At 52.8% G+C, this 21339-nt stretch carries 12 protein-coding genes; 10 read left to right on the forward strand and 2 right to left on the reverse strand.

The window, feature by feature from the left end:
* A partial coding sequence (locus ACFSUS_RS22565; RefSeq protein ID WP_381526085.1) for a beta strand repeat-containing protein occupies window positions 1-3785 on the forward strand: 3785 nt, incomplete at its 5' end.
* A gap of 179 nt (window positions 3786-3964) precedes the next feature.
* Here ACFSUS_RS22565 and ACFSUS_RS22570 read toward each other — a convergent pair.
* A complete protein-coding gene (locus ACFSUS_RS22570; protein ID WP_381526087.1) occupies window positions 3965-4840 on the reverse strand; it encodes an AraC family transcriptional regulator in 876 nt (291 codons plus the stop codon).
* A 145-nt stretch (window positions 4841-4985) separates the two neighbouring features.
* Between ACFSUS_RS22570 and ACFSUS_RS22575 the strand changes: the two genes are divergently transcribed.
* From ACFSUS_RS22575 to ACFSUS_RS22590, 4 genes are all read left to right on the forward strand, one after another.
* Window positions 4986-5900: a dihydrodipicolinate synthase family protein gene (locus tag ACFSUS_RS22575; protein WP_381526089.1), complete on the forward strand. Its 915-nt coding sequence runs from the start codon at window positions 4986-4988 to the stop codon at window positions 5898-5900.
* 2 nt (window positions 5901-5902) lie between these two features.
* On the forward strand, window positions 5903-6907 hold the full coding sequence (locus ACFSUS_RS22580) for a 4-hydroxyproline epimerase (RefSeq protein WP_381526091.1): 1005 nt from the start codon (window positions 5903-5905) through the stop codon (window positions 6905-6907).
* An 81-nt stretch (window positions 6908-6988) separates the two neighbouring features.
* Window positions 6989-8233 carry an NAD(P)/FAD-dependent oxidoreductase gene (locus tag ACFSUS_RS22585; protein WP_381526093.1) on the forward strand — a complete coding sequence of 415 codons (1245 nt, stop codon included), beginning with the start codon at window positions 6989-6991 and terminating at the stop codon, window positions 8231-8233.
* Window positions 8234-8729: 496 nt separating this feature from the next.
* Window positions 8730-9017, forward strand: coding sequence for a hypothetical protein (locus ACFSUS_RS22590; RefSeq protein WP_381526095.1), 288 nt, complete (start codon window positions 8730-8732; stop codon window positions 9015-9017).
* A gap of 67 nt (window positions 9018-9084) precedes the next feature.
* Here the strand turns inward: ACFSUS_RS22590 and ACFSUS_RS22595 are convergent, their stop codons facing one another.
* Window positions 9085-11490 (reverse strand): glycoside hydrolase family 127 protein, encoded by a 2406-nt coding sequence (locus tag ACFSUS_RS22595; protein WP_381526098.1) that lies wholly within the window; start codon window positions 11488-11490, stop codon window positions 9085-9087.
* 443 nt (window positions 11491-11933) lie between these two features.
* On the opposite strand from ACFSUS_RS22595, the gene ACFSUS_RS22600 reads away from it, so the two are divergent.
* The 5 genes from ACFSUS_RS22600 to ACFSUS_RS22620 all read left to right on the forward strand — a co-directional run bounded on the left by ACFSUS_RS22600 (window position 11934) and on the right by ACFSUS_RS22620 (window position 21172).
* Entirely contained in the window at window positions 11934-13364 is a 1431-nt protein-coding gene (locus ACFSUS_RS22600) for an APC family permease (protein WP_381526100.1), read from the forward strand.
* Between the two features lie 117 nt (window positions 13365-13481).
* Window positions 13482-15284: a DUF885 family protein gene (locus tag ACFSUS_RS22605; protein WP_381526102.1), complete on the forward strand. Its 1803-nt coding sequence runs from the start codon at window positions 13482-13484 to the stop codon at window positions 15282-15284.
* Window positions 15285-15633: 349 nt separating this feature from the next.
* Window positions 15634-18843, forward strand: coding sequence for a SusC/RagA family TonB-linked outer membrane protein (locus tag ACFSUS_RS22610; RefSeq protein WP_381526104.1), 3210 nt, complete (start codon window positions 15634-15636; stop codon window positions 18841-18843).
* A gap of 66 nt (window positions 18844-18909) precedes the next feature.
* The gene (locus ACFSUS_RS22615) at window positions 18910-20550 is read left to right on the forward strand and encodes a SusD/RagB family nutrient-binding outer membrane lipoprotein (RefSeq protein ID WP_381526106.1); all 1641 of its coding nucleotides are present in this window, start codon (window positions 18910-18912) and stop codon (window positions 20548-20550) included.
* A gap of 55 nt (window positions 20551-20605) precedes the next feature.
* Window positions 20606-21172, forward strand: a complete 567-nt coding sequence (locus ACFSUS_RS22620; RefSeq protein ID WP_381526108.1) for a hypothetical protein — start codon at window positions 20606-20608, stop codon at window positions 21170-21172.
* Window positions 21173-21339 lie beyond the last annotated feature (167 nt).

Consider the following 21339-nt stretch of genomic DNA (forward strand, 5'->3'; position numbering starts at 1 on the left):
AGAGCACGCCAAGCATCGTAGTGAGTGCGGCTGGTCCATACTCAGTAACGGTTACTTCGGCCAACGGTTGCACAGCGGTAACGACGACCAACGTAGTGAGCGATACGGCCCTGCCGACAGTAACGGCTAGTGTGAGCAACACCTTGACGGTGACTCAGCCCACGGCGACGATCTCAACGACGGCTACGCCGGGCGTAAGCTACCTGTGGAGCACGGGCGAGGTTAGTCCAAGCATTGTGGTTAACAGTGCAGGTACGTACTCGGTGACGGTGACTAGCGCCAATGGCTGCACGGCCACCACGACCACGACGGTGGTGAGTGACACGGCGTTGCCGAGTGTAACGGCGGTGGTGAGCAACGAGCTCAGCTGCACGGCTCTGACGGCAACGATCTCAACGACGGCCACACCCGGGGTGAGCTACCTGTGGAGCACGGGGGCGACCACGCCAAGCATCTCGGTGAGTGCCGCAGGCACCTACTCGGTAACGGTGACAGCCCAGAACGGGGCCAAGGCGTCGGTGACCACGACGGTCTTCAGTGACACGGCGGTGCCGACAGTAACGGCCAGTGTGAGCAACACTTTGACCTGTGCTGAGCCCACGGCCACCATCTCAACGACAGCCACCCCCGGGTCTACTTACCTGTGGAGCACGGGGGCGACGACTTCGAGCATCTCGGTGAGCGCAGCGGGTGCTTACTCGGTGACGGTGACGGGTGCTAACGGCTGCACGGCGGTGACGACGACTACCGTAATCAGCGATACGGCCACACCAACGGTGACGGCCTCGGTAAGCAACACTTTGACGGTAGCTCAACCAACGGCGACGATCTCAACGACGGCTACGCCGGGTGTAAGCTACCTGTGGAGCACGGGCGAGGTTAGTCCAAGCATTGTGGTCAACAGTGCGGGTACCTACTCGGTGACAGTGACTAGCGCCAATGGCTGCACGGCTACGACGACCACTACAGTGGTGAGTGATACGGCGTTGCCAAGTGTAACGGCGGTGGTGAGCAACGAGTTGAGCTGCACGGCTCTGACGGCAACGATCTCAACGACGGCCTCACCCGGGGTGAGCTACCTGTGGAGCACGGGCGAGAGCACGCCAAGCATCTCAGTGAGCGTAGCGGGTGCTTACTCGGTGACGGTGACAGCCCAGAACGGAGCCAAGGCGTCGGTGACCACGACGGTCTTCAGTGACACGGCGGTACCTGAGGTAACAGCCAGTGTGAGCAACACTTTGACCTGCGCTGAGCCCACGGCGACCATCTCAACGACAGCCACCCCCGGGTCTACCTACCTGTGGAGCACGGGGGCGACGACTTCGAGCATCTCGGTAAGTGCGGCTGGTCCATACTCGGTGACGGTTACTTCGGCCAACGGTTGTACAGCGGTAACGACGACCAACGTAGTGAGCGATACAGCGGTGCCGACAGTAACGGCTTCAGTAAGCAACACTTTGACGGTAGCTCAACCAACGGCGACGATCTCAACGACGGCTACGCCGGGTGTAAGCTACCTGTGGAGCACGGGCGAGGTTAGTCCAAGCATTGTGGTCAACAGTGCGGGTACCTACTCGGTGACAGTGACTAGCGCCAATGGCTGCACGGCCACCACGACGACGACGGTGGTGAGTGATACGGCGTTGCCAAGTGTAACGGCGGTGGTGAGCAACGAGTTGAGCTGCACAGCCCTGACGGCGACGATCTCAACGACGGCCACACCCGGGGTGAGCTACGTGTGGAGCACGGGGGCGACGACAGCCAGCATCTCGGTGAGCGTAGCGGGGGCGTACTCGGTGACGGTGACGTCAGCTAACGGGGCTACGGCTACCACCAGCACCACAGTAGTGAGTAACACGGTGGTACCGCAGGTAACGGCCAGTGTGAGCAACACCCTGACCTGTGCTGAGCCCACGGCCACCATCAGCACCACGGCCACCCCCGGGTCTACCTACCTGTGGGGCACGGGTGAGAGCACGCCAAGCATCGTAGTGAGTGCGGCTGGTCCATACTCAGTAACGGTGACGGGTGCTAACGGCTGCACGGCGGTAACGACGACTACCGTAATCAGCGATACCGCCACACCAACGGTGACGGCCTCGGTAAGCAACACTTTGACGGTAGCTCAACCAACGGCGACGATCTCAACGACGGCTACGCCGGGCATAAGCTACCTGTGGAGCACGGGTGAGAACACGCCAAGCATTGTGGTTAACAGTGCGGGTACCTACTCGGTGACAGTGACGGGGGCCAATGGCTGCACGGCCACCACGACCACGACGGTGGTGAGTGATACAGCGTTGCCAAGTGTGACGGCGGTGGTGAGCAACGAGCTCAGCTGCACGGCTCTGACGGCGACCATCAGCACCACAGCCACACCCGGGGTGAGCTACCTGTGGAGCACGGGGGCGACCACACCAAGCATCTCAGTGAGCGTAGCGGGTGCTTACTCGGTGACGGTGACAGCCCAGAACGGAGCCAAGGCGTCGGTGACCACGACGGTCTTCAGTGACACGGCGGTACCTGAGGTAACGGCCAGTGTAAGCAACACTTTGACCTGCGCCGAGCCAACAGCCACGATCTCAACGACGGCTAGTGAAGGCGTAAGCTACCTGTGGAGCACGGGGGCGACGACTTCGAGCATCTCAGTGAGCGCAGCGGGTGCTTACTCGGTGACGGTGACGGGTGCTAACGGCTGCACGGCGGTGACGACGACTACCGTAATCAGCGATACGGCCACACCAACGGTGACGGCCTCGGTAAGCAACACCCTGACGGTGGCTCAGCCCACGGCGACCATCTCGACCACGGCCTCACCGGGGGTGAGCTACCTGTGGAGCACGGGCGAGAGCACGCCAAGCATTGTGGTTAACAGTGCGGGTACCTACTCGGTGACAGTGACTAGCGCCAATGGCTGCACGGCTACGACGACCACTACAGTGGTGAGTGATACGGCGTTGCCAAGTGTAACGGCGGTGGTGAGCAACGAGCTCAGCTGCACGGCTCTAACGGCGACGATCTCAACGACAGCCAGCCCAGGAGTGACTTACTTGTGGAGCACGGGGGCGACCACGCCAAGCATCTCAGTGAGCGTAGCGGGTGCTTACTCGGTGACAGTGACGGCCCAGAACGGAGCTACAGCATCGACGACCACGAGTGTTCTCAGCAACATAGTGTCACTATCGATTGTAGCCACTGCGCCTGAAATCTGCGCCGGCAATTCGTTAACGTTAACGGCGTCAACATCGACAACAGCTGCTACGTACGCCTGGAGCGGTCCGAATAACTTTACGGCCACAGGAGCTACCGTAAGCATTCCGAATGCGACGACGGCGAACAGTGGTTCGTATACCGTAACCGTGACTGATCTGGCGACAGGTTGCCCAAGCACAACGGCGGTGACGGCTGTAGTGAACGCGCTACCAGATAGCTTTAGCTTAGTGGCTAAAGAAGCTAGCTGCACGAATGGTACCCCAGGTACGGATGGCCAAGTGACTATCATCAACGCTGGTCCGGACGATCGTTACGACGTATCAACGGGCGGTGTGTACAGTGGAGCTACCAGTTACGCTCAGGCGAAGCCAATCCCAGCGGGTGGCGTTATCGTACCGAACATCACTCGCACAGGTATACAAGAGACCTACGTGGTTCGTGTTTACAACGCAGCGGGCTGTTTTGTAGAGCGTAACGTAACCTTGCTGAACATACCATGTGATTGCCCAGCACCGAAGTGCGTACCGTTTGTGATTCAGAAAACAAAAACGGGCCGTACTGCTCTCAAATAAGACAGAGAGAACATGATAAAACAAAACCCCGGCGATATGTTGCCGGGGTTTTGCTGTTTTAAGTAGATTATCAAATGTTGTCAGACCTTGTCAACTATAGAGTTGTCTTGTAAGGCTCCTCGCTAAGAATGACCAGGTCTGATAACACCCAATCACATCTATCTAATTATGGCCTGACGCTACTGAGGTGAACTGTTGTAGTTCCGTATGTATAGCCCCGGAGACATTCCGGTGATTTCCTTAAACTGACGATTAAAGTTAGACAGGTTCGTGTATCCGCATGAAAAGGCAATCTGGCTTATTGTTTCGTTTGACTCGCGTAAATAGCGACAGGCGTGTTCAATTCGCACTTCATTAAGCAGGGTAGAGAACGTTTTACGGGTGTGCTGACGAAAGAAGCGGCAAAAAGCCCCTGGTGTTAGATTCGCTACATTGGCCACGTCTTCTAACGAAATTGGCGAATGATATTGATCTAAAATAAAAGAGAATACCCGTTCCAGACGCTGTTGATTTTCCGGCCGCTGAGGATGCGTAAACGCGGTGGCCGAAAGAATCTCACGGGTTGCGGTCGTCGCCAGAAAATCCAGGATGCTCAGCAAGGTTACCAGTTGCTCAAATGGGCGCTGTGACGGTAATTTCTCAAACTGACTGGTCAGTGGATGCCCTATTCGGCAACGGAGTCGTATGCCATACTGCGATTCTGCCAAAAGCTGTTGTAAGTGTCTCGTTTCGGGAATGTTCAGGACGGTTGGCTCCAGGTGTTCGGGCCGGAATAGGGCAGAGATGGAGGTGGAGCGCAGGGATGAACCTGGTTGAAAATAGTCAGGGTCGCTGCGTAGCACATGAGGCAGATTTGACCCTAGCATCAGTACATCATTTGGCGCGAAACGGTCAATTTTATCGCCAACGATCAACGTACCCTCGCCTTCCTGAATAAGCGTAAGTTGTATTTCCGGATGAAAATGCAGTAGCTTATAAAAATAAGGAAAGCTGTCTTGCTCTATTCGGAACGAGCGGTCATCTCGGGCAAGTACTTTAAACAACAGTGGCTTCATTGATACATTTTTTCACGATTTTTTCCGTACGGGTAGTCAAAGTAGTGAATATAGTACCATTGTTCATTAAATACTGCAAATACAGCTTGAAGAGGTCTGGTAACTTTACATTGTTATACTAAGTTCAACAACCCAGCTTATTATTATGAACGTTACTGTCCGGTGGGAAGGTGTTTATCCCGCGCTTCTGACCCCGTTCACGGCGGATGACCAGGTTGATCTGCCGCTGTTCGAAAAAAACCTGTATGCGCAGCTGGAAGCTGGTGTGCATGGCTTCATCATCGGCGGTTCGCTGGGCGAAGCCAGCACACTGCTGAATCATGAGAAAATGGCGATGCTGCCATCGGCCCTGGCCGTGTGCGCTGGTAAAGTGCCGGTGCTTATCAACATCGCCGAACAGGCTACCCGACAAGCCATTGCCTGCGCTCAGGAGGCTGAAGCGAACGGAGCCGACGGGCTGATGCTCTTGCCACCCATGCGCTACCCCGCCGATGCCCGCGAAACGGTAACGTTCTTCAAGTCCGTTGCTAAGGGAACGTCGCTACCGATTATGATCTATAATAACCCGTATGATTACAAGATCATGACCACCGTAGCCATGTTTGAGGAACTGGCCGAGCTGCCCAACATTCAGGCCGTGAAGGAATCGACCCGCGACCTGACCAATGTGACCCGGATGCGGAATGCGTTTGGCGACCGCTTCAAGTTAATGGGTGGAGTCGACACGCTGGCGCTGGAAGCACTACTGCTCGGCTGCGATGGCTGGGTGGGTGGCCTGGTAGATGCGTTCCCGAACGAAACGGTGGCGATTTATGAGTTAGCCAAGGCGGGGCAGATCGCCGAAGCGCTGGACATCTACCGCTGGTTCATGCCACTGCTCGAGCTCGATATTCACCCCAAACTGGTGCAATACATCAAACTGGCGGCTCAGGCAACCGGTATCGGCTCCGAACACGTGCGGGCACCGCGACTGCCGCTGGTTGGTGCCGAACGGGAGCAAGTGCTCTCTATCATTGAAACTGCCCTGGCCAAACGGCCGGCACTGACATCTGTCAACTAAGTATGGCTGAGTCCCATTTTTTCTGCATCGATGCCCACACCTGCGGTAATCCCGTTCGAGTCGTTACGGGCGGCAGTATTCCCTTTTTGCAGGGGGCATCAATGAGCGAAAAACGGCAGCATTTTCTGCGCGAATACGACTGGATTCGTACAGGGCTGATGTTTGAGCCCCGTGGCCACGATATGATGTCGGGGAGTATCCTCTACCCGCCTATCGACCCGGTCAACGACGCGGGCGTACTGTTCATTGAAACATCCGGTTGCCTGCCCATGTGCGGCCATGGGACGATTGGGACCGTGACGGTGGCCATCGAACAAAACCTGATTCGCCCTAAAACGCCGGGTGTCCTGCATCTGGAAGTGCCTGCCGGACTCGTACGAGCAGAATACGTACTGGCTGGAAACAAAGTAACGTCGGTAAAGATTACGAATATCAAATCGTACCTGGCCGCCGAAGCCCTGACCGTCGAATGCCCGGACCTGGGCGAGCTAACCGTTGACGTAGCCTACGGAGGAAATTTTTACGCCATTGTCGACACCCAGCCGAATTTCCCCGGACTCGAACACTACAAAGCGGAACAGTTGGTAGCCTGGGCACGGGTGATGCGGCAACGGATGAACGAGACGTACTCGTTTGTCCATCCTGAGAACCCAACCATCAACGGGTTAAGCCACATCCTTTGGGCCGGAAAACCGTTAAAAGCCACCTCTACGGCCCGCAATGCTGTATTTTACGGCGATAAAGCCATTGATCGCTCTCCTTGCGGCACCGGTACCTCGGCCCGTATGGCACAGCGGTATGCCAAAGGGTTAATGAAGCCCGACGACGTATTTGTCCATGAAAGCATCATTGGGTCCATTTTCAACGGTCGTATCGAGGCCGAAGCCGAACTGGCTGGTAAGCCGGCTATCGTGCCGAGTATTGAAGGCTGGGCGCGGATTTACGGTTACAACCACCTGATGCTGGACGACGATGATCCGTATGTTCACGGGTTTCAGGTTATATAATGAATGAAAGGGTAAACGAGTGAATAAGCGTTTATTGCTTGATCCACTCGTTTGCCCTTTCCCGATTTCACTCATTAGACTATGGCACAAGTTGGTATTGTTGGCGGAGGTATTATTGGATTGTGTTCGGCCTATTACCTGCATAAGTCCGGGCATAAAGTGACTCTGTTCGATCAGAACCCTATTTCGGACGGCTGTTCGTTTGGCAATGCGGGTATGATCGTGCCCAGTCACATTATTCCGCTGGCTCAACCGGGCATGATCGCCAAAGGCATGCGTTGGATGCTCAAATCGACAAGCCCGTTCTACGTCAAGCCGCGCCTGAACCTCGATCTGGCGCGTTGGGGCTGGTTATTCTACCGTCATGCCAACAACGAACACGTACAGCGCTCCATTCCGGTATTGCGCGACCTGAGCCTGCTCAGCAAAACGCTCTATCAGGACCTGGCGGCCAACGGTGATCTTACGTTTGAATGGCAGGAGCGGGGCCTGTTTATGCTTTATAAAACCGCTGCCGCCGAACACGAAATGGCTGAAGAAGCTGAAGTGGCGAACCGGGCGGGCATCGAAGCGCGGATACTGGATGGCCAGCAGGTGCAGGCGCTGGAGCCTAACACCCGCGTCGATGTGCGGGGGGGCATTCTTTATCCGGGCGATGCCCATCTGAATCCGAATGAACTAATTAAGTCGCTGGTGAGCTATCTGCGCCGGGAAGGGGTGCTTATCCTGGAGAACACACCCGTAACCGGATTTGTGAAGTGTGGCCAACGCATTCGGTCGATACAAACCGCCCAGGAAGATTATGACGTCGATACGATAGTTATTGCCGGAGGTGCCTGGTCGCCCGGTATGGCCCGCCAACTGAGACTTGATCTGTCGCTACAGGGGGGAAAGGGATATAGCTTCATGCTTCGTAACGTAACAAACAACGTACGTATTCCGGCCATTATGCTGGAGGCCCGCGCCACAGCCACCCCCATGGGGTCGGATCTGCGCTTTGCCGGTACGCTCGAAGTGGCAGGTACCGACATGACGGTGAACATGAGTCGTGTAAAAGGTATCGTTCAAGCCATCAATCAATACTATCCCGACATTGCCGTCGACATGCCGCCGGTTGATAAAGTATGGCGTGGGTTACGTCCCTGCTCACCCGACGGCTTACCGTACATTGGTCGCACGGCGCGGTTTGATAACGTTGTGCTGGCAACGGGGCATGGTATGATGGGCTTAAGTTTGGGGCCAGCTACCGGGCAGCTGGTAAGTGAAGTAGTGGCCGATAAAGTCAGTAGTATGGAGATTTCAGCCTTTAGTCCAGACCGGTTTTAACGTCAATAATCAATTAGATAAGAACCGGACTACCGAGCGGATGATCTATTGTCTGGCTTTCAAACTGTTAGGGTCAGGTAACTCACCAAGAGATCCTGTTAAATGATTAACTAGATAATTAGTTTTCTGTTGACTATTTCTTTTCGAAAGAAAAGAAACAGTTATGAAAGCTTTCTGCTATTACTTGATCTGGCTCCTTGGTTGTGTAGGATGTGTCCGTCAACCTTCCCTACCTGCGAACAGTACTTTTAATGTAACCAGTACTCTTAACGACTCCGTTTGGTACGGCACCGGTAAAGTATTGCGCTTGAAAGAACCGGGTCAACAACTTGACAATGTTCGCCAGTTCAACTTATTGGTCTACACTGACATTGCTTACCCCGGCATGAGTAGCGGATCAAATCCTAATACTCATAACGGTTGTGTAGACCCTGAGTGCACCAGAACGCAGGCGTTAGTGATTTACAATATCCCGTTGAAAAAAAGCCGTACATCTATGACTAAGCTGGACAAACGGAGCAAACTAAAGCAGGAGTACGCCAACCTTTCCTACATAAGTAACTCCGGCGGGTTGACTAAACGCTATGTTTACCGGGGACTAAAACCTGGTTTTATCAAGGTAACGAAGTTTAACAAAGCGACGGGGATGGTAGAAGGCCGTTTTGCCGTTACGTTCAGTGAGGATACCAGTGTTTACAACCGTCTTCAAAATGGCATGTCGGGGACGGCTCGGTTCACCAGCGGCCTGTTCCGCATCAAAATTACGGATGTCATGTTGAGATAAAATCTCATTGATACCTACCCACGCCTTCCCGACAAAGTGGTACCGCAAGGCAGATTCGTTCATATCTTTAATAAACCGCCCACTCCAGAATGCCGCTGGACGCTTCTTTGGGCAACTGGACCTCCATGCGAAGAGCGCTGGTTTGCACCGGCTCAAACGTGACTTCGTCGTAGTTGTCTTTACTGACTGCGTAGGGCGTTTTAGTTTTTACTGGCTGCCAGTCACCGCCCGTTGTCTGGTAGAGTAGCTTCCAGGATGCGGGAATGCGGCAACCGCCCCACGGGCCATCATCGAACCAGTATACCTTAGCCGACGATACCGTAGCGGGCTTCGCAAAGGTGTATTGCACCCACTGCACCGTGTCTTTTTTAGGCCACCAATGGTAGTAAATGTTGTCGTGGTCGTTGGAGTTCTTAGGCGTATCCTGATCATTCAGGGCTACCAGGGCCTTGGTTGTGAGCGAAGCCGTGATGGTACTGGTTGAGGCAATCGTTGGAGCGGGCATTGGCTTAGCGGCCGAGGATTTGGTGGCCAGCCAAACAGCCATCTCTCCGTTGCCACGGTTTGCCCAGGCGTAATACGGAATAGCCGTAAAGCGCGCCGGGCTGGTTTTTAGCAAGTTGTCGGTCGTGCGTTTTACTTTCTGTGCCTCACCGGTAATAACGGCTGCCCCATCAAATAGCGTTGGATTATAGGTGGCCTGAAAGCGATTTTGCTGGGGCAGGATGTAATCAAGTACATGACCATCGGGCGCATCGGGCCACTCGGCACAATACACGATCGGACCACGGGCCAGCGCCACTTTATCCTGATCGGCTTTGACCTGATCATTTGCCCGTATGCGCCGAACGTCCATCGGGAGTGACAGCTGAACTACATCGCCCTTATTCCAGGTCTGACTCAAAATGGCGTACCCATCGGCCAGGGTATAATCGACCTTTTTTCCATTAATGGTGATTGTTACGGGGCTACTAACCTGATCGGCAAACGCATATAGATTGCCAGGTACGGGCTGATTTTGCGCCCAGCCCGGTATTCGGATGGCTAGTTCAAAGGGTTTTGGTTGAGCCGGATTCAACGTAAACGTAATGTTGCCCGCCCAGGGATAGGTTGTTTCCTGAACCACATTAATGTTCGTTCCGGCAAGGGTTACGTTGGCCGTGCTGTTAACGAATAAATTAGCGTAAAGCCGGTTGCCGCGCTGGGCATACACATAACCGGGCATCGACGGAATAAACCGACACACATTACTAGGACAACAGGCACAGCCAAACCAGGCCGAGCGGGCGTGCTGCCCCTGCGACTGGAGCGGATTCGGATAAAAGAAACGGTCGCCACTGAGCGACACGCCCGACAGCATGCCGTTGTAGAGTGTTCGCTCCAGTACGTCGTAATACTTAGCGTCGCCGTGGAGCAGAAACAGCCGCTGGTTCCAGTAAATAGTACCGATTGCTGCGCAGGTCTCGTTGTAGGCCGACATATTGGGCAGGTTGTAAGCAGGGCCGAATCCTTCATGTCCTCCCTCGGCTCCAATGCCGCCCGTGATGTAATACTTTTCGTCGACGATATTGTGCCAGATTTTATCGATGGCCGTTACGTAGGCCTTATCGCCGGTAATGGCTGCCACATCGGCCATGCCCGAGTACATATAGGTGGCCCGCACCGCGTGTCCAACGGCTTCAGTTTGTTCCGTAACCGGCTTATGATCCTGGCTGTACTCTTTTCCCTTACCGCGCACATCCAGCAGAAATTTAGCCAGGTTCAGGTATTCTTTTTTGCCCGTCGTGCGGTAGAGCTTCACCAGTCCCATCTCAACGATTTGATGGCCGGGCGCGTGGCGTAGTTTGCCGGGGCCGAATTCTTTCACCAACAGATCAGCGTTTTTGAGGGCTATCGTCAGCAGCGACTTCTTACCCGTGGCCTGGTAATGCGCAACGGCAGCCTCGAAGAGGTGACCGCTGTTGTAAAGTTCGTGACTAAGATCCGATTCTTTCTCCCACCGTTTGAGCCCCGACCAGGGGTGCGGATGGGCCGGGTCGATGGTACGAGCCGTGTATAGGTAGCCGTTGGGTTCCTGTGCGCTGGCCACATACCCAATCAGCGTGTCGATTTGCGCTTCGAGCTTTTTATCAGGAAACGTTTGCAGAGAATAGCTGGCTCCTTCAATGATTTTATAGATATCCGTATCATCGAACGGGAATTCGGTGCAGAACTTATTGCCCGCCTTAAGATGCCCGGCCACCAGGAAATTATCGACCCGGCCGGTACTGTAGCAATGCTTGAGAGCAATGGGAATCGTTACGTCATGGTTGCGCCGGATGCGTGGTGCCCAGAACTGATCGGTCACTTTAACCGCGGTGAACGGTACCGGCTGAATGGGGTAGTCGCCACCCGATCCGGGCTGACCATAGCTTATCCCCACCAACCCGGTGTAAGCTAAAATCAGGAGGCTCTTACTTATGAGAGTTCGCATGAGAAACGTAATGACATACCAGTAAAATAGTATCAGCACCAAAAACTACTAATTGACATGCGGATAGACCCTACTCACAAGGGTCATATGCCTAAGAATGCTTCTGGCTTGTCAATCAGGATGAAAACCTAAAAAAGGCTGGTGTGTGGTGGTAACTACAAGAGCGTGACAATACGAAGATACAGGCCATAATAGCTCTGTTTTATGCAGTGATTCACGAGTGCTGATACTTTTTTAACAAGTGGAGAGTGCTGATCATTGGATGTGATTGAAAATCGCTTTATTGCCTTACATTCTTTGGTTAGATTCGCGTAAAGCAATGATTTATTCCGCAGGAAACGGTTTTTTAATGTTGCGTTTGCCTGACTTATTGAGCTTATTAAGTAATGGATTAATAGACTGAATGTTCATCCAATCTGTGTAGTACGTTTACCGGCAATGATATGACCACGGAAACGGTAATTAAACCCGTAAAAGAATTCGTACCCCGTCTGGGGCTGCTCGACGCGACGATGATCGTGGCTGGTTCCATGATAGGGTCCGGCATTTTTATCGTCGCTGCGGAGGTGACGCGTAGTGTGGGCGGGGCGGGCTGGATGCTGGCCATGTGGCTATTGGCCGGGCTGGTGACCGTTATTGCCGCCGTCAGCTATGGTGAGCTGGCGGCCATGTTTCCACGGGCGGGTGGTCAGTACGTGTACCTGCGCGAAGCCTACAACCCACTGGTCGGATTTTTGTACGGATGGTCGTTTTTTGCGGTCATCCAAACCGGCACCATTGCGGCCGTGGGCGTAGCGTTCGCCAAATTTACAGCCTACCTGATCCCAGCCTTCGGTGATACCAATGTGCTGCTTGAAGCGGGTTTCTTCCGGCTGTCGGCCGCCCAGCTGGTATCAATATTCGTCATTGTTCTGTTAACATATATCAACAGCCGGGGTGTAAAAGACGGAGCTGCGCTACAAACCTTTCTGACTATTGTGAAGCTGGTGTCGCTGTTCGGACTCATCCTATGCGGCTTTATCTGGGGGGCAAAGGTGGATGTCTGGAACGCCAACTGGCAAAATGCCTGGAAGCTGTCGAGCCTAGCACTGGACGGTGGTCAGCTTTCGTACACGACACTTTCGGGCTTGGGGGCTTTCGGAGCCATTGCAGTTGCCATGAAAGGAACCCTGTTTTCGAGCGACTCCTGGCACAGTATTACGTCGATTGCCGGGGAGGTAAAGCGACCCCAGCGAAACATTGGGCTAAGCCTGGTGCTGGGTACGTTGGTCGTGACAGTGATTTATGTGCTCACCAACCTGATGTATCTGGCAGTCGTGCCGCTCAAAAATATCGCGTTTGCCCCCAGCGATCGGGTAGGGGTTGTGGCTGCTGATTACATTTTCGGCAGCAACGGTACCATCATCATGGCCATCATGGTTATGATTTCTACGTTTGGCTGCAACAACGGTCTGATTCTGTCGGGGGCGAGGGTATATTACATTATGGCAAAGGATGGGTTATTCTTCCAGAAAGCGGCCCGGCTCAACCAAAACGGCGTACCGGGCTACAGTCTCTGGATGCAATGCCTGTGGGCTAGTATTTTATGCCTGACTGGCGAATACAATAACCTGCTGGCGCTGGTTATTTTTGGGGTGCTGATTTTTTACATTCTGACCATTCTGGGTATTTATCGCCTGCGTCGACTACAACCTGATCTGCCCCGACCGTACCGAGCGCTTGGTTATCCGTTTCTACCCGCTGTATATGTAGCGATTGCCCTGGCGTTGGCGGTACTATTGCTTTTTTTTGAGACACGATACACCCTACCTGGCCTGGGAATTATTGTGGCCGGTATTCCAATCTATTACTGGCTTATTAGACGGCCGAAGTGAACGGGCAGATTTGTGCTGTTCGTTGGTCTCTCGTGCTTGTCCTCCGGATATTACCCCACCCTAACCCGTACTGCTGCCCTGACACATCCTTAATTCGACATCTAAAACTACCGCCGTATGCGTACACGTTACCTTCTAACCACACTTTTGTGCGCCAATCTGTTGTTAACCAGCGGCCTGTCGGGCCTGGCGCAAACTAACTCCAGCCTGCTCAGCGGCATTGACCCGCAGACGAGCAGTGTGCATCATTTGATGACGCAATTCTACGCTGATCGGGGCAGTCTTACCAGGTTCTATACCGTAACGGGTTCGCCCGAACGCCGGATACGCTTTCAACAATTTTATGGCGATTACCTGAAACGGCTGGAGCAGCTGGATTTTGAGCGGATGAATACCGACAGCCGGGTCGACTACCTGCTGTTTCAGCGCGATTTGCAGGAGCAGATCAACAAGCTGACTGATGAAGCCAGCGAGCGGGAGCAGATCAAAGCGTGGTTTCCCTTTGCCGATTCCGTGTACGCTGTCGAAAAACGCCGTCGCCGGGGGCAGGTACTCCGCCCCGAACAGTTCGCCAAAAATCTGACTGATATGGATCAGCAGATCAGCAAGTTGCAGGGGGAGTTGAAAAAAGAAACCAAGCTCAATCCAACGCTTATTCTGCGAGCTATATCGACCGCGGAGGGGTTGCAAACGGCACTCAGGAGTGTATACTCATTTTATAATCACTACGAGCCAGGCTTTTCGTGGTGGGTGCCGCAGCCCTACCAGAAAGTCGATAGTTTGCTGACGGCCTATACCTCGTTATTACGTCGGAAAAGTCGCGAAGCCGCCCCGGTTAAGGACGATGGCAGCGGGATCACGGGGGTGGCCGTTGGGCGTGAGGAGCTACTCCGGCAGTTGCAGATAGAAATGATTCCGTATTCGCCCGAAGAGCTGATCGATATGGCTAACAAAGAGTTTGCCTGGTGCGACCGGGAATTACTGAAAGCATCGCGCGAAATGGGCTTTGGCGACAACTGGAAAGCCGCGCAGGAAAAAGTTAAGAATAGTTATGTGCCCGCGGGTCGTCAGCCCGAACTGATCTTGCGGCTGTTCAACGAATCGGTGGCATTCCTGAAGGCTAAAGACCTGATCACGATTCCGGCCATTGCCGAAGAAACCTGGCGCATGACCATGATGTCGCCGGAGCGGCAATTGGTCAATCCGTTTTTTCTAGGGGGCGAAGCCATTCAGATTTCCTATCCCACGGAGACTATGGAGCACCCCGATAAGCTCATGAGCATGCGTGGTAACAATCCGCATTTTTCGCGGGCGACGGTCCACCACGAACTTATTGCGGGGCATCACTTGCAAGGATTCATGAATAACCGATACAAAGTGTACCGCCACTTCGATACGCCCTTCTGGACGGAGGGATGGGCTTTATACTGGGAAATGCTACTCTGGGAGCAGGGCTTTCCGCAATCGCCCGAAGACCGGATTGGGATGTTGTTCTGGCGGATGCACCGTTGCGCTCGCATCATTTTTTCGCTCAATTATCACCTGGGTAAGTGGGGGCCTCAACAGTGCATCGACTTTCTGGTTGATCGGGTAGGGCACGAACGGGCCAATGCCGAAGGTGAAGTCCGGCGGTCGTTTATCGGGGGCTATCCACCACTGTATCAGCTGGCCTACATGACGGGCGGGTTTCAGTTTCTGGCGCTCAAGAAAGAGCTGGTCGATAGTGGCCGCATGACGTACAAGCAGTTTCACGATGCCGTGTTGCAGATCAATGCCATGCCTGTTGAAATGATCCGTGCTATCCTGACGGACCAGAAACTTCCTAAAAATTTCAAGACGAAGTGGCGATTCTACGAGCTGAAGTCTTCGGCGCAATCTGCCAATGTAGAGAATGTATCGGAGAAGAAACCGCGCGGGTAACAAAACTTGGTAGTGCACAGTCAGAGAGGAACAGGGCATACCAGTTTCTCTGATAACTGGTCACTTTAACGACTCAACTGGTTTCCGAGACAAACTCATTCTATTATTTCAAAAGCAAAAATCAGTCTAATTGATTTGTGAGGAATACTTATGTGCTTACCTGTTTAATAGAGTATCTCTTGAAATAATAAAATAATTTAATAAATATATTTAATAGATATTATCAGTATAATATTTTAATTAAAAATCTTAAAGCAATATAAAATTTTAAGGAAATTAATATTGCAGAATAATTTAGTATTTATATATTTGATTAAAATCGTTTTTTTAACCTAAATTTAATGTGTACATGATGCAAAGACTACTGGTGAGTATACTCATGTTATACTCATTTTTGGGCACTTGTTATGCCCAGGAACGAACGATTAAGGGTAGGGTTACTGACGCCGAAGACGGCAGCCCGATCCCCGGCGCTTCGGTCGTGCTAAAGGGCACGTCGAAAGGGGCTAATACCGATACGGAGGGTATGTATTCGATTGTTGTACCAACCGGCAGCAGCGTTCTGGTAGTTAGTTTTGTCGGTACAGCTACCCAGGAAATCGAAATTGGGAATCGCACTCAAATTGATGTACGTCTGGTGGCCGACGCCAAAAGCCTGCAGGAGGTTGTTGTGACGGCACAGGGCATTGTCCGTGAGAAGAAAGCGCTGGGCTATGCCGTCACGACGCTAGATAATAAATTAATTGAAGATCGCCCTCAGGCCGATGTCGGCCGAATCCTACAGGGTAAAATTCCTGGTGTCAATATTACGGCCACATCGGGCGTTTCGGGCACCGGTACGAGCATTAACATACGGGGTTTCTCATCCATTACTGGCTCGACTCAGCCGTTGTTTGTCGTCGATGGCGTACCGTTCAACTCCAGTACTAACTCGCGGGATGGCTTCACGGGCGGTGGTCAGTCGGCATCCAGTCGCTTTCTGGATATTGATCCCAATAACATCGAAAATATAAGTGTGCTAAAAGGCTTAGCAGCTACGGTTACGTATGGCGACCAGGGCCGAAACGGCGTGATTCTGGTAACGACCAAAAACGGTAGCAAAAAAGCCCGGCCAACCGAACTGACGCTGACGCAGTCGGTCTTTACCAACACAGCTCACTTACCCCGCTACCAGAACGACTACGTCGGCGGGTTCCAACAGAACCTGGGGTACTTTTTTAGCAACTTTGGCCCGACGCTTACCGAAGCGCTGGCGTATCCGTCGCAGAACACCAATACGGCCTTAACGCAACACCCCTATGCCTTCTTTACCAATACTGCGTTGAAGTCAGCCATGGCTCCTTACGTAGCCTCGGTCAGCCCCTATCAGATGCAGGTATACCCCGACAACGTCAAGAATTTCTTTCGTACCGGGATCATTTCTAATACGTCGCTGAACCTGTCTGGTGGCAGCGAGCGGGTTGGCTACAATCTCTCAGTTGGCTACAACAAAGAGCAGGGGTACATTCCAGAAAATGGGTTGACCCGCTTGAATCTGGGCGTCGGCGTTCGGGCGCAATTGACCCCAAAGCTAAGTATTGTCACGTCGTTCAATTATGCGAATACCGATCAATATTCGCCCCCGCTGAGCGCAGGTCAGGGCAACAACTCGCTGGGTGGCTTCCCATCTGTGCTGGCAAACGTACTGTTTACACCTCGTCAGGTTGATTTGATGGGCTGGCCCTACGAGAATCCAGTTGATGGAGGTACAGTGTACTTCCGGTCGGGAAACGATATTCCGAACCCGCGCTGGATTCTGGCGAATTACAAAACGAACGGCGTTGTCAATCGTTTTTTCACGACAACCAGTCTGACCTACGACATTGCCAAAGATCTGGTGTTGTTGTACAAAGCAGGTCTGGATACTTATACCGAAAATCAGGAGTATAAATTTAACAAAGGGGGTGTCGACTTTGTCAATGGTTTCTATAACACCTACGACATAAAAAATACAATCTGGGATAACAGCCTGATTGTATCGTATACAAAACCCCTTGGCGAGCGGCTTACCATATCGGGTAGGCTCGGCGGAAATATGCGGAATGACAAGACTAATAGCATTGCTGTTACGAGTCAGAACCAGCTAGCCAGAAATCTGTTCCGCCATAATAATTTCATTGATAACGTTGCCTCAAACGGCGAGGTAGAGCAAACCCGCATTGGGGTATTTGGCGAGATTACAGCGGATGTAAACGACTATTTATTCCTGAACGTAGCGGCCCGGAACGACTGGACATCAACGGTAGAAATCGCTAACCGCCAGATTTTCTACCCGTCGGCTAGTGTTTCGTTCGTACCTACTTCGGCGTTTGGAGGCTTACAGGGCAGCAGGATTCTGAACTTCTTGAAACTCAGAGCAGGCATTGGTACATCGGCTGGCTTCCCCAATCCGTACAGCACCCGCAGCGTTTTGAACCAGAGCGCCCGGGGCTGGCTGAATTCGTCGGGCGCTACGGTGCAGACCCACTCGGTGGATAACGTACTGGGTAACCCGAATCTGAAACCTGAGCTACACACCGAAGTCGAGTTTGGCATTGAAGGACGGCTGTTCAACAACCGGCTCAACTTTGACATTACGGCTTATCAGCGGAATACCCGCGATCTGATTACCCGAACTCCGCTGGATGCCTCGACAGGCTACACGGCCACAACGATCAACATCGGAAAAATTCGGAACGAAGGCGTAGAAATCAGCGTATCGGGTACGGCCGCCAAGAGCGGGGACTTCACGTGGGACCTAACTGGTGTTTTCTCACGTAATGTACCGAAAGTACTGGATTTGGGCGGGACGCTCCAGGAAGTACAAATAGCTGGCTTTGGCGGGGCGTTGGGTAACTATGCCGTGGTTGGGCAGCCCTTTAACGTTATCAAAGGAACAGGATTCCGGCGCAACGAAAATGGGCAATACCTAATCGATGGGCAAGGCTATTTACTGGCCACTACGTCCCCCGTTGTGCTGGGTAATCCTAACCCCGCTTTCACATCCAGTTTGATCAACGAATTTCGGTACAGAGGGCTATCGCTCAGCGTAATGCTTTCGTATCGGCATGGGGGCGCCATGTATTCAACTACGGCCGGGGCGTTGCTGGGCCGGGGGTTAGTCGCTACCGACAATGGCCAATTGGCCGGAACTGACCGATCGCAGACCGTCATTATTCCTGGGGTTAAAAACGCCGATGGTGCGCCTAACGACATCCAGATCACCTCGTCGGACTTCTACTTTAACAACTATTACTTCTTTGGCGATGAAGGCCGGATTTATGACGGTTCAACGATTCGGCTTCAGGAAGTGTCGCTGGCGTATCAACTGCCTAAGAAATTCCTGAGCAAACTATCCGTAAAAGGAGCGTCAATTTCTTTGTTCGGGAACAACCTTTGGTACCGAGCCCTGTACTTCCCCAAAGGATTAAATTTCGACACGGACAACTTAGGGTTGGGCGTTGGCAATGGCCTCGGCTTCGAATTCCTGACCGGACCCAGTGCCCGGCGATTAGGAGGCACGCTAAAGATTACATTCTAAACCCAAGGCACTACGTTGGATGCACACTTGCGGCATTCACGGTCCTTGTTTTAAAATCTGTTCAAGATGATAAAGAAACTAAGCGCATTGCTAATATGTGTGGTCATGGTCAGTTCGTGTAAGCTGGATTTACTCGACAATCCGAATGCCGTAACGACCAGCAATACCGATATTAATTACTTACTCAATTCCATTGAGTTGAACTACCGGACGCATTTCAACCAGATGAGCGATCCGGGTATGCGTCTGACGCGCATGTTAAACCAGGGCTCGGCCATCTACGACAATGCCGTTTCGCCCAGCAACTTCGATGGTGCCTGGGAAACGGCTTATGCCGGTCTGATGACCGACGCCAAAACGCTGATCCCACTGGCCGAATCGAGCGAATTATTCGTTCATGCCGGTATCGCCCGTACGTTGAGAGCCTCTGTGCTGCTCAATCTGGTTGATGGTTTTGGCGATGTGCCCTATACACAGGCCATTGACGCCACCAATTTTAATCCTGGTGTCGACCAGGCGCAGACTAGCTACGAAACCGCCCTGGCTGAGCTCGATAAAGCAATTGCCAATTTTGCGGCTACGTCCAAGTCGGGGGCTACCAGCGATCTGATCTATGGCGGTAACGTTGACAACTGGACCCGCTTAGCGAACTCGCTGAAGTTAAAAGCTTACCTGAATCGCCGACTGATTGACAAATCCGGAGCTACTACGGCCATCAACGCTTTGGTAGCCGGTAATAAATTGATCTCGACCGCTACGCAGAACTTTGCCTTTCGGTTTGGTTCGAACCTGACCAACCCCGACACACGCCATCCGCGCTACGCGGGTCAGTATTCGCCAACGGGTGGTGGCGACTATCAAGCCAACGCGTATATGGGAGCGCTTTATTCGTCGAAAGGCTTTCCAGACCCTCGTATTCGGTATTATTTCTACCGGCAGACGGTTAGAAATCCAACGGATGTAAACGTATTACGCTGCATTACAAACACCAAGCCCGCTCATTATTCGGATGCCGATGTTTTCTGTCTGCCTTCTAGTGTTGGGTATTGGGGCCGGGATCACCTCAGCAACGAAGGTATTCCACCGGATGGACTGCTGAGAACGGCCTGGGGAGTTTATCCAGCCGGAGGCTTATACGACAATGACGCTGGGGTTCCGGTGTCATTGGGGGCTGGTGCCGGAGGAGCGGGCATTCATCCGATCATGATGCGTTCGTTTATCGATTTCATGCTGGCCGAATCTGCTCTGACACTTAGTACAACTGGAGTGGCAAAAGATCTGCTCAAGTCAGCCGTTGAAAAGTCAATGGCCGACGTACGGGCCCTGGCCCTGGGTACTATTGAGAGCGGCAAAATAAGTACATTCGAAGCGGCCAATAATCTCGTATGGGCCGACCAGGTGACCCGGTACGTCACCAAAGTACTGGCCGATTATGACGCAGCCGCCACGACCGACGCTAAGCTAAACATTATCGCTACGGAGTACTGGCTGGCTCTTCACGGGAATGGAATCGAGTCTTACAATCTGTACCGGCGTACGGGCAAGCCTGCTAACCTGCAACCCGCCCTCGACGCCAACCCCGGCGCTTTTCCGCGCTCCTATTATTACCCGTCGACGTACATCATCCGTAATGCCAATGCCAAGCAAAAAACGAGTCTGACGATTCCCGTATTCTGGGATAACAACACAGCCGGACTATTAAGATAGGCTGTTATTGGAGCTATGCGTTGAATTATGAACTATTCGAAAAACATAAGTTGTAATGAAAAATTGTTTGATTTTTGCCTTACTGAACCTACTCGCACTGGGGTGTAAGACCGACATGGTCAGCCGGATCGATGAGTCGGAAATGGAAAACGGAGGTTATATGCGTACTGTCACTCCGTATCCCGTTGGCAATACAACCTTCAGCGTCAGTAAAGCCAACATGGGAGGCACCAAAATGGAGTTTGTAGCGGAAGCCGTTACGCCCAATCAGGGAACCTTGTTCGCGTCGTATGACCTGACCATCCGGTTCGTTGACGCAACACCCGCAAACGGTACGTCAACGACTACCAGCGTTCCGCTGAAATCGCTTCCGGCCTCTGCGTTTACCAAAGATGCGACCACCGGCTACCCGCGCGCTACCATCACCGTTACGGGTGCCGAGGCCCTTGCGGCTACTAAACTAACGGAGGCTACCATCAGCAACGGAGACCGCTTTGAAATCAACGGTACGCTGAAACTAACGAACGGAAAATCATTTTCGGCGGCTAACACAGGCGCTAACATCACCGGAGGAGCTTTCTTCAGCTCGCCGTTTTCCTATAGGCTGAACGTCGTCAACTAGCTGCGTTTGGTTATGCTGGCTATCAGCATTCAGGGCAGGACATACTAACGGTGCTTTGTAAACCCCCAGGCGGATATACCCTTCTCGAAGGCCCGTTTGGGGGTTATTTATGGGGTACTCACCGCCACCTTTTTGATACGAGTTGCCGCAACGATTGGGTCATTACG

It is taken from the genome of Spirosoma soli (assembly GCF_042684525.1).
Lineage (GTDB): Bacteria > Bacteroidota > Bacteroidia > Cytophagales > Spirosomataceae > Spirosoma > Spirosoma soli.

Coding starts and splice junctions, on each gene's coding strand:
- ACFSUS_RS22570 (WP_381526087.1), bottom strand. CDS start 4,840: ATGAAGCCACTGTTGTTTAAAGTACTTGCCCGAGATGACCGCTCGTTC.
- ACFSUS_RS22575 (WP_381526089.1), top strand. CDS start 4,986: ATGAACGTTACTGTCCGGTGGGAAGGTGTTTATCCCGCGCTTCTGACC.
- ACFSUS_RS22580 (WP_381526091.1), top strand. CDS start 5,903: ATGGCTGAGTCCCATTTTTTCTGCATCGATGCCCACACCTGCGGTAAT.
- ACFSUS_RS22585 (WP_381526093.1), top strand. CDS start 6,989: ATGGCACAAGTTGGTATTGTTGGCGGAGGTATTATTGGATTGTGTTCG.
- ACFSUS_RS22590 (WP_381526095.1), top strand. CDS start 8,730: ATGACTAAGCTGGACAAACGGAGCAAACTAAAGCAGGAGTACGCCAAC.
- ACFSUS_RS22595 (WP_381526098.1), bottom strand. CDS start 11,490: ATGCGAACTCTCATAAGTAAGAGCCTCCTGATTTTAGCTTACACCGGG.
- ACFSUS_RS22600 (WP_381526100.1), top strand. CDS start 11,934: ATGACCACGGAAACGGTAATTAAACCCGTAAAAGAATTCGTACCCCGT.
- ACFSUS_RS22605 (WP_381526102.1), top strand. CDS start 13,482: ATGCGTACACGTTACCTTCTAACCACACTTTTGTGCGCCAATCTGTTG.
- ACFSUS_RS22610 (WP_381526104.1), top strand. CDS start 15,634: ATGATGCAAAGACTACTGGTGAGTATACTCATGTTATACTCATTTTTG.
- ACFSUS_RS22615 (WP_381526106.1), top strand. CDS start 18,910: ATGATAAAGAAACTAAGCGCATTGCTAATATGTGTGGTCATGGTCAGT.
- ACFSUS_RS22620 (WP_381526108.1), top strand. CDS start 20,606: ATGAAAAATTGTTTGATTTTTGCCTTACTGAACCTACTCGCACTGGGG.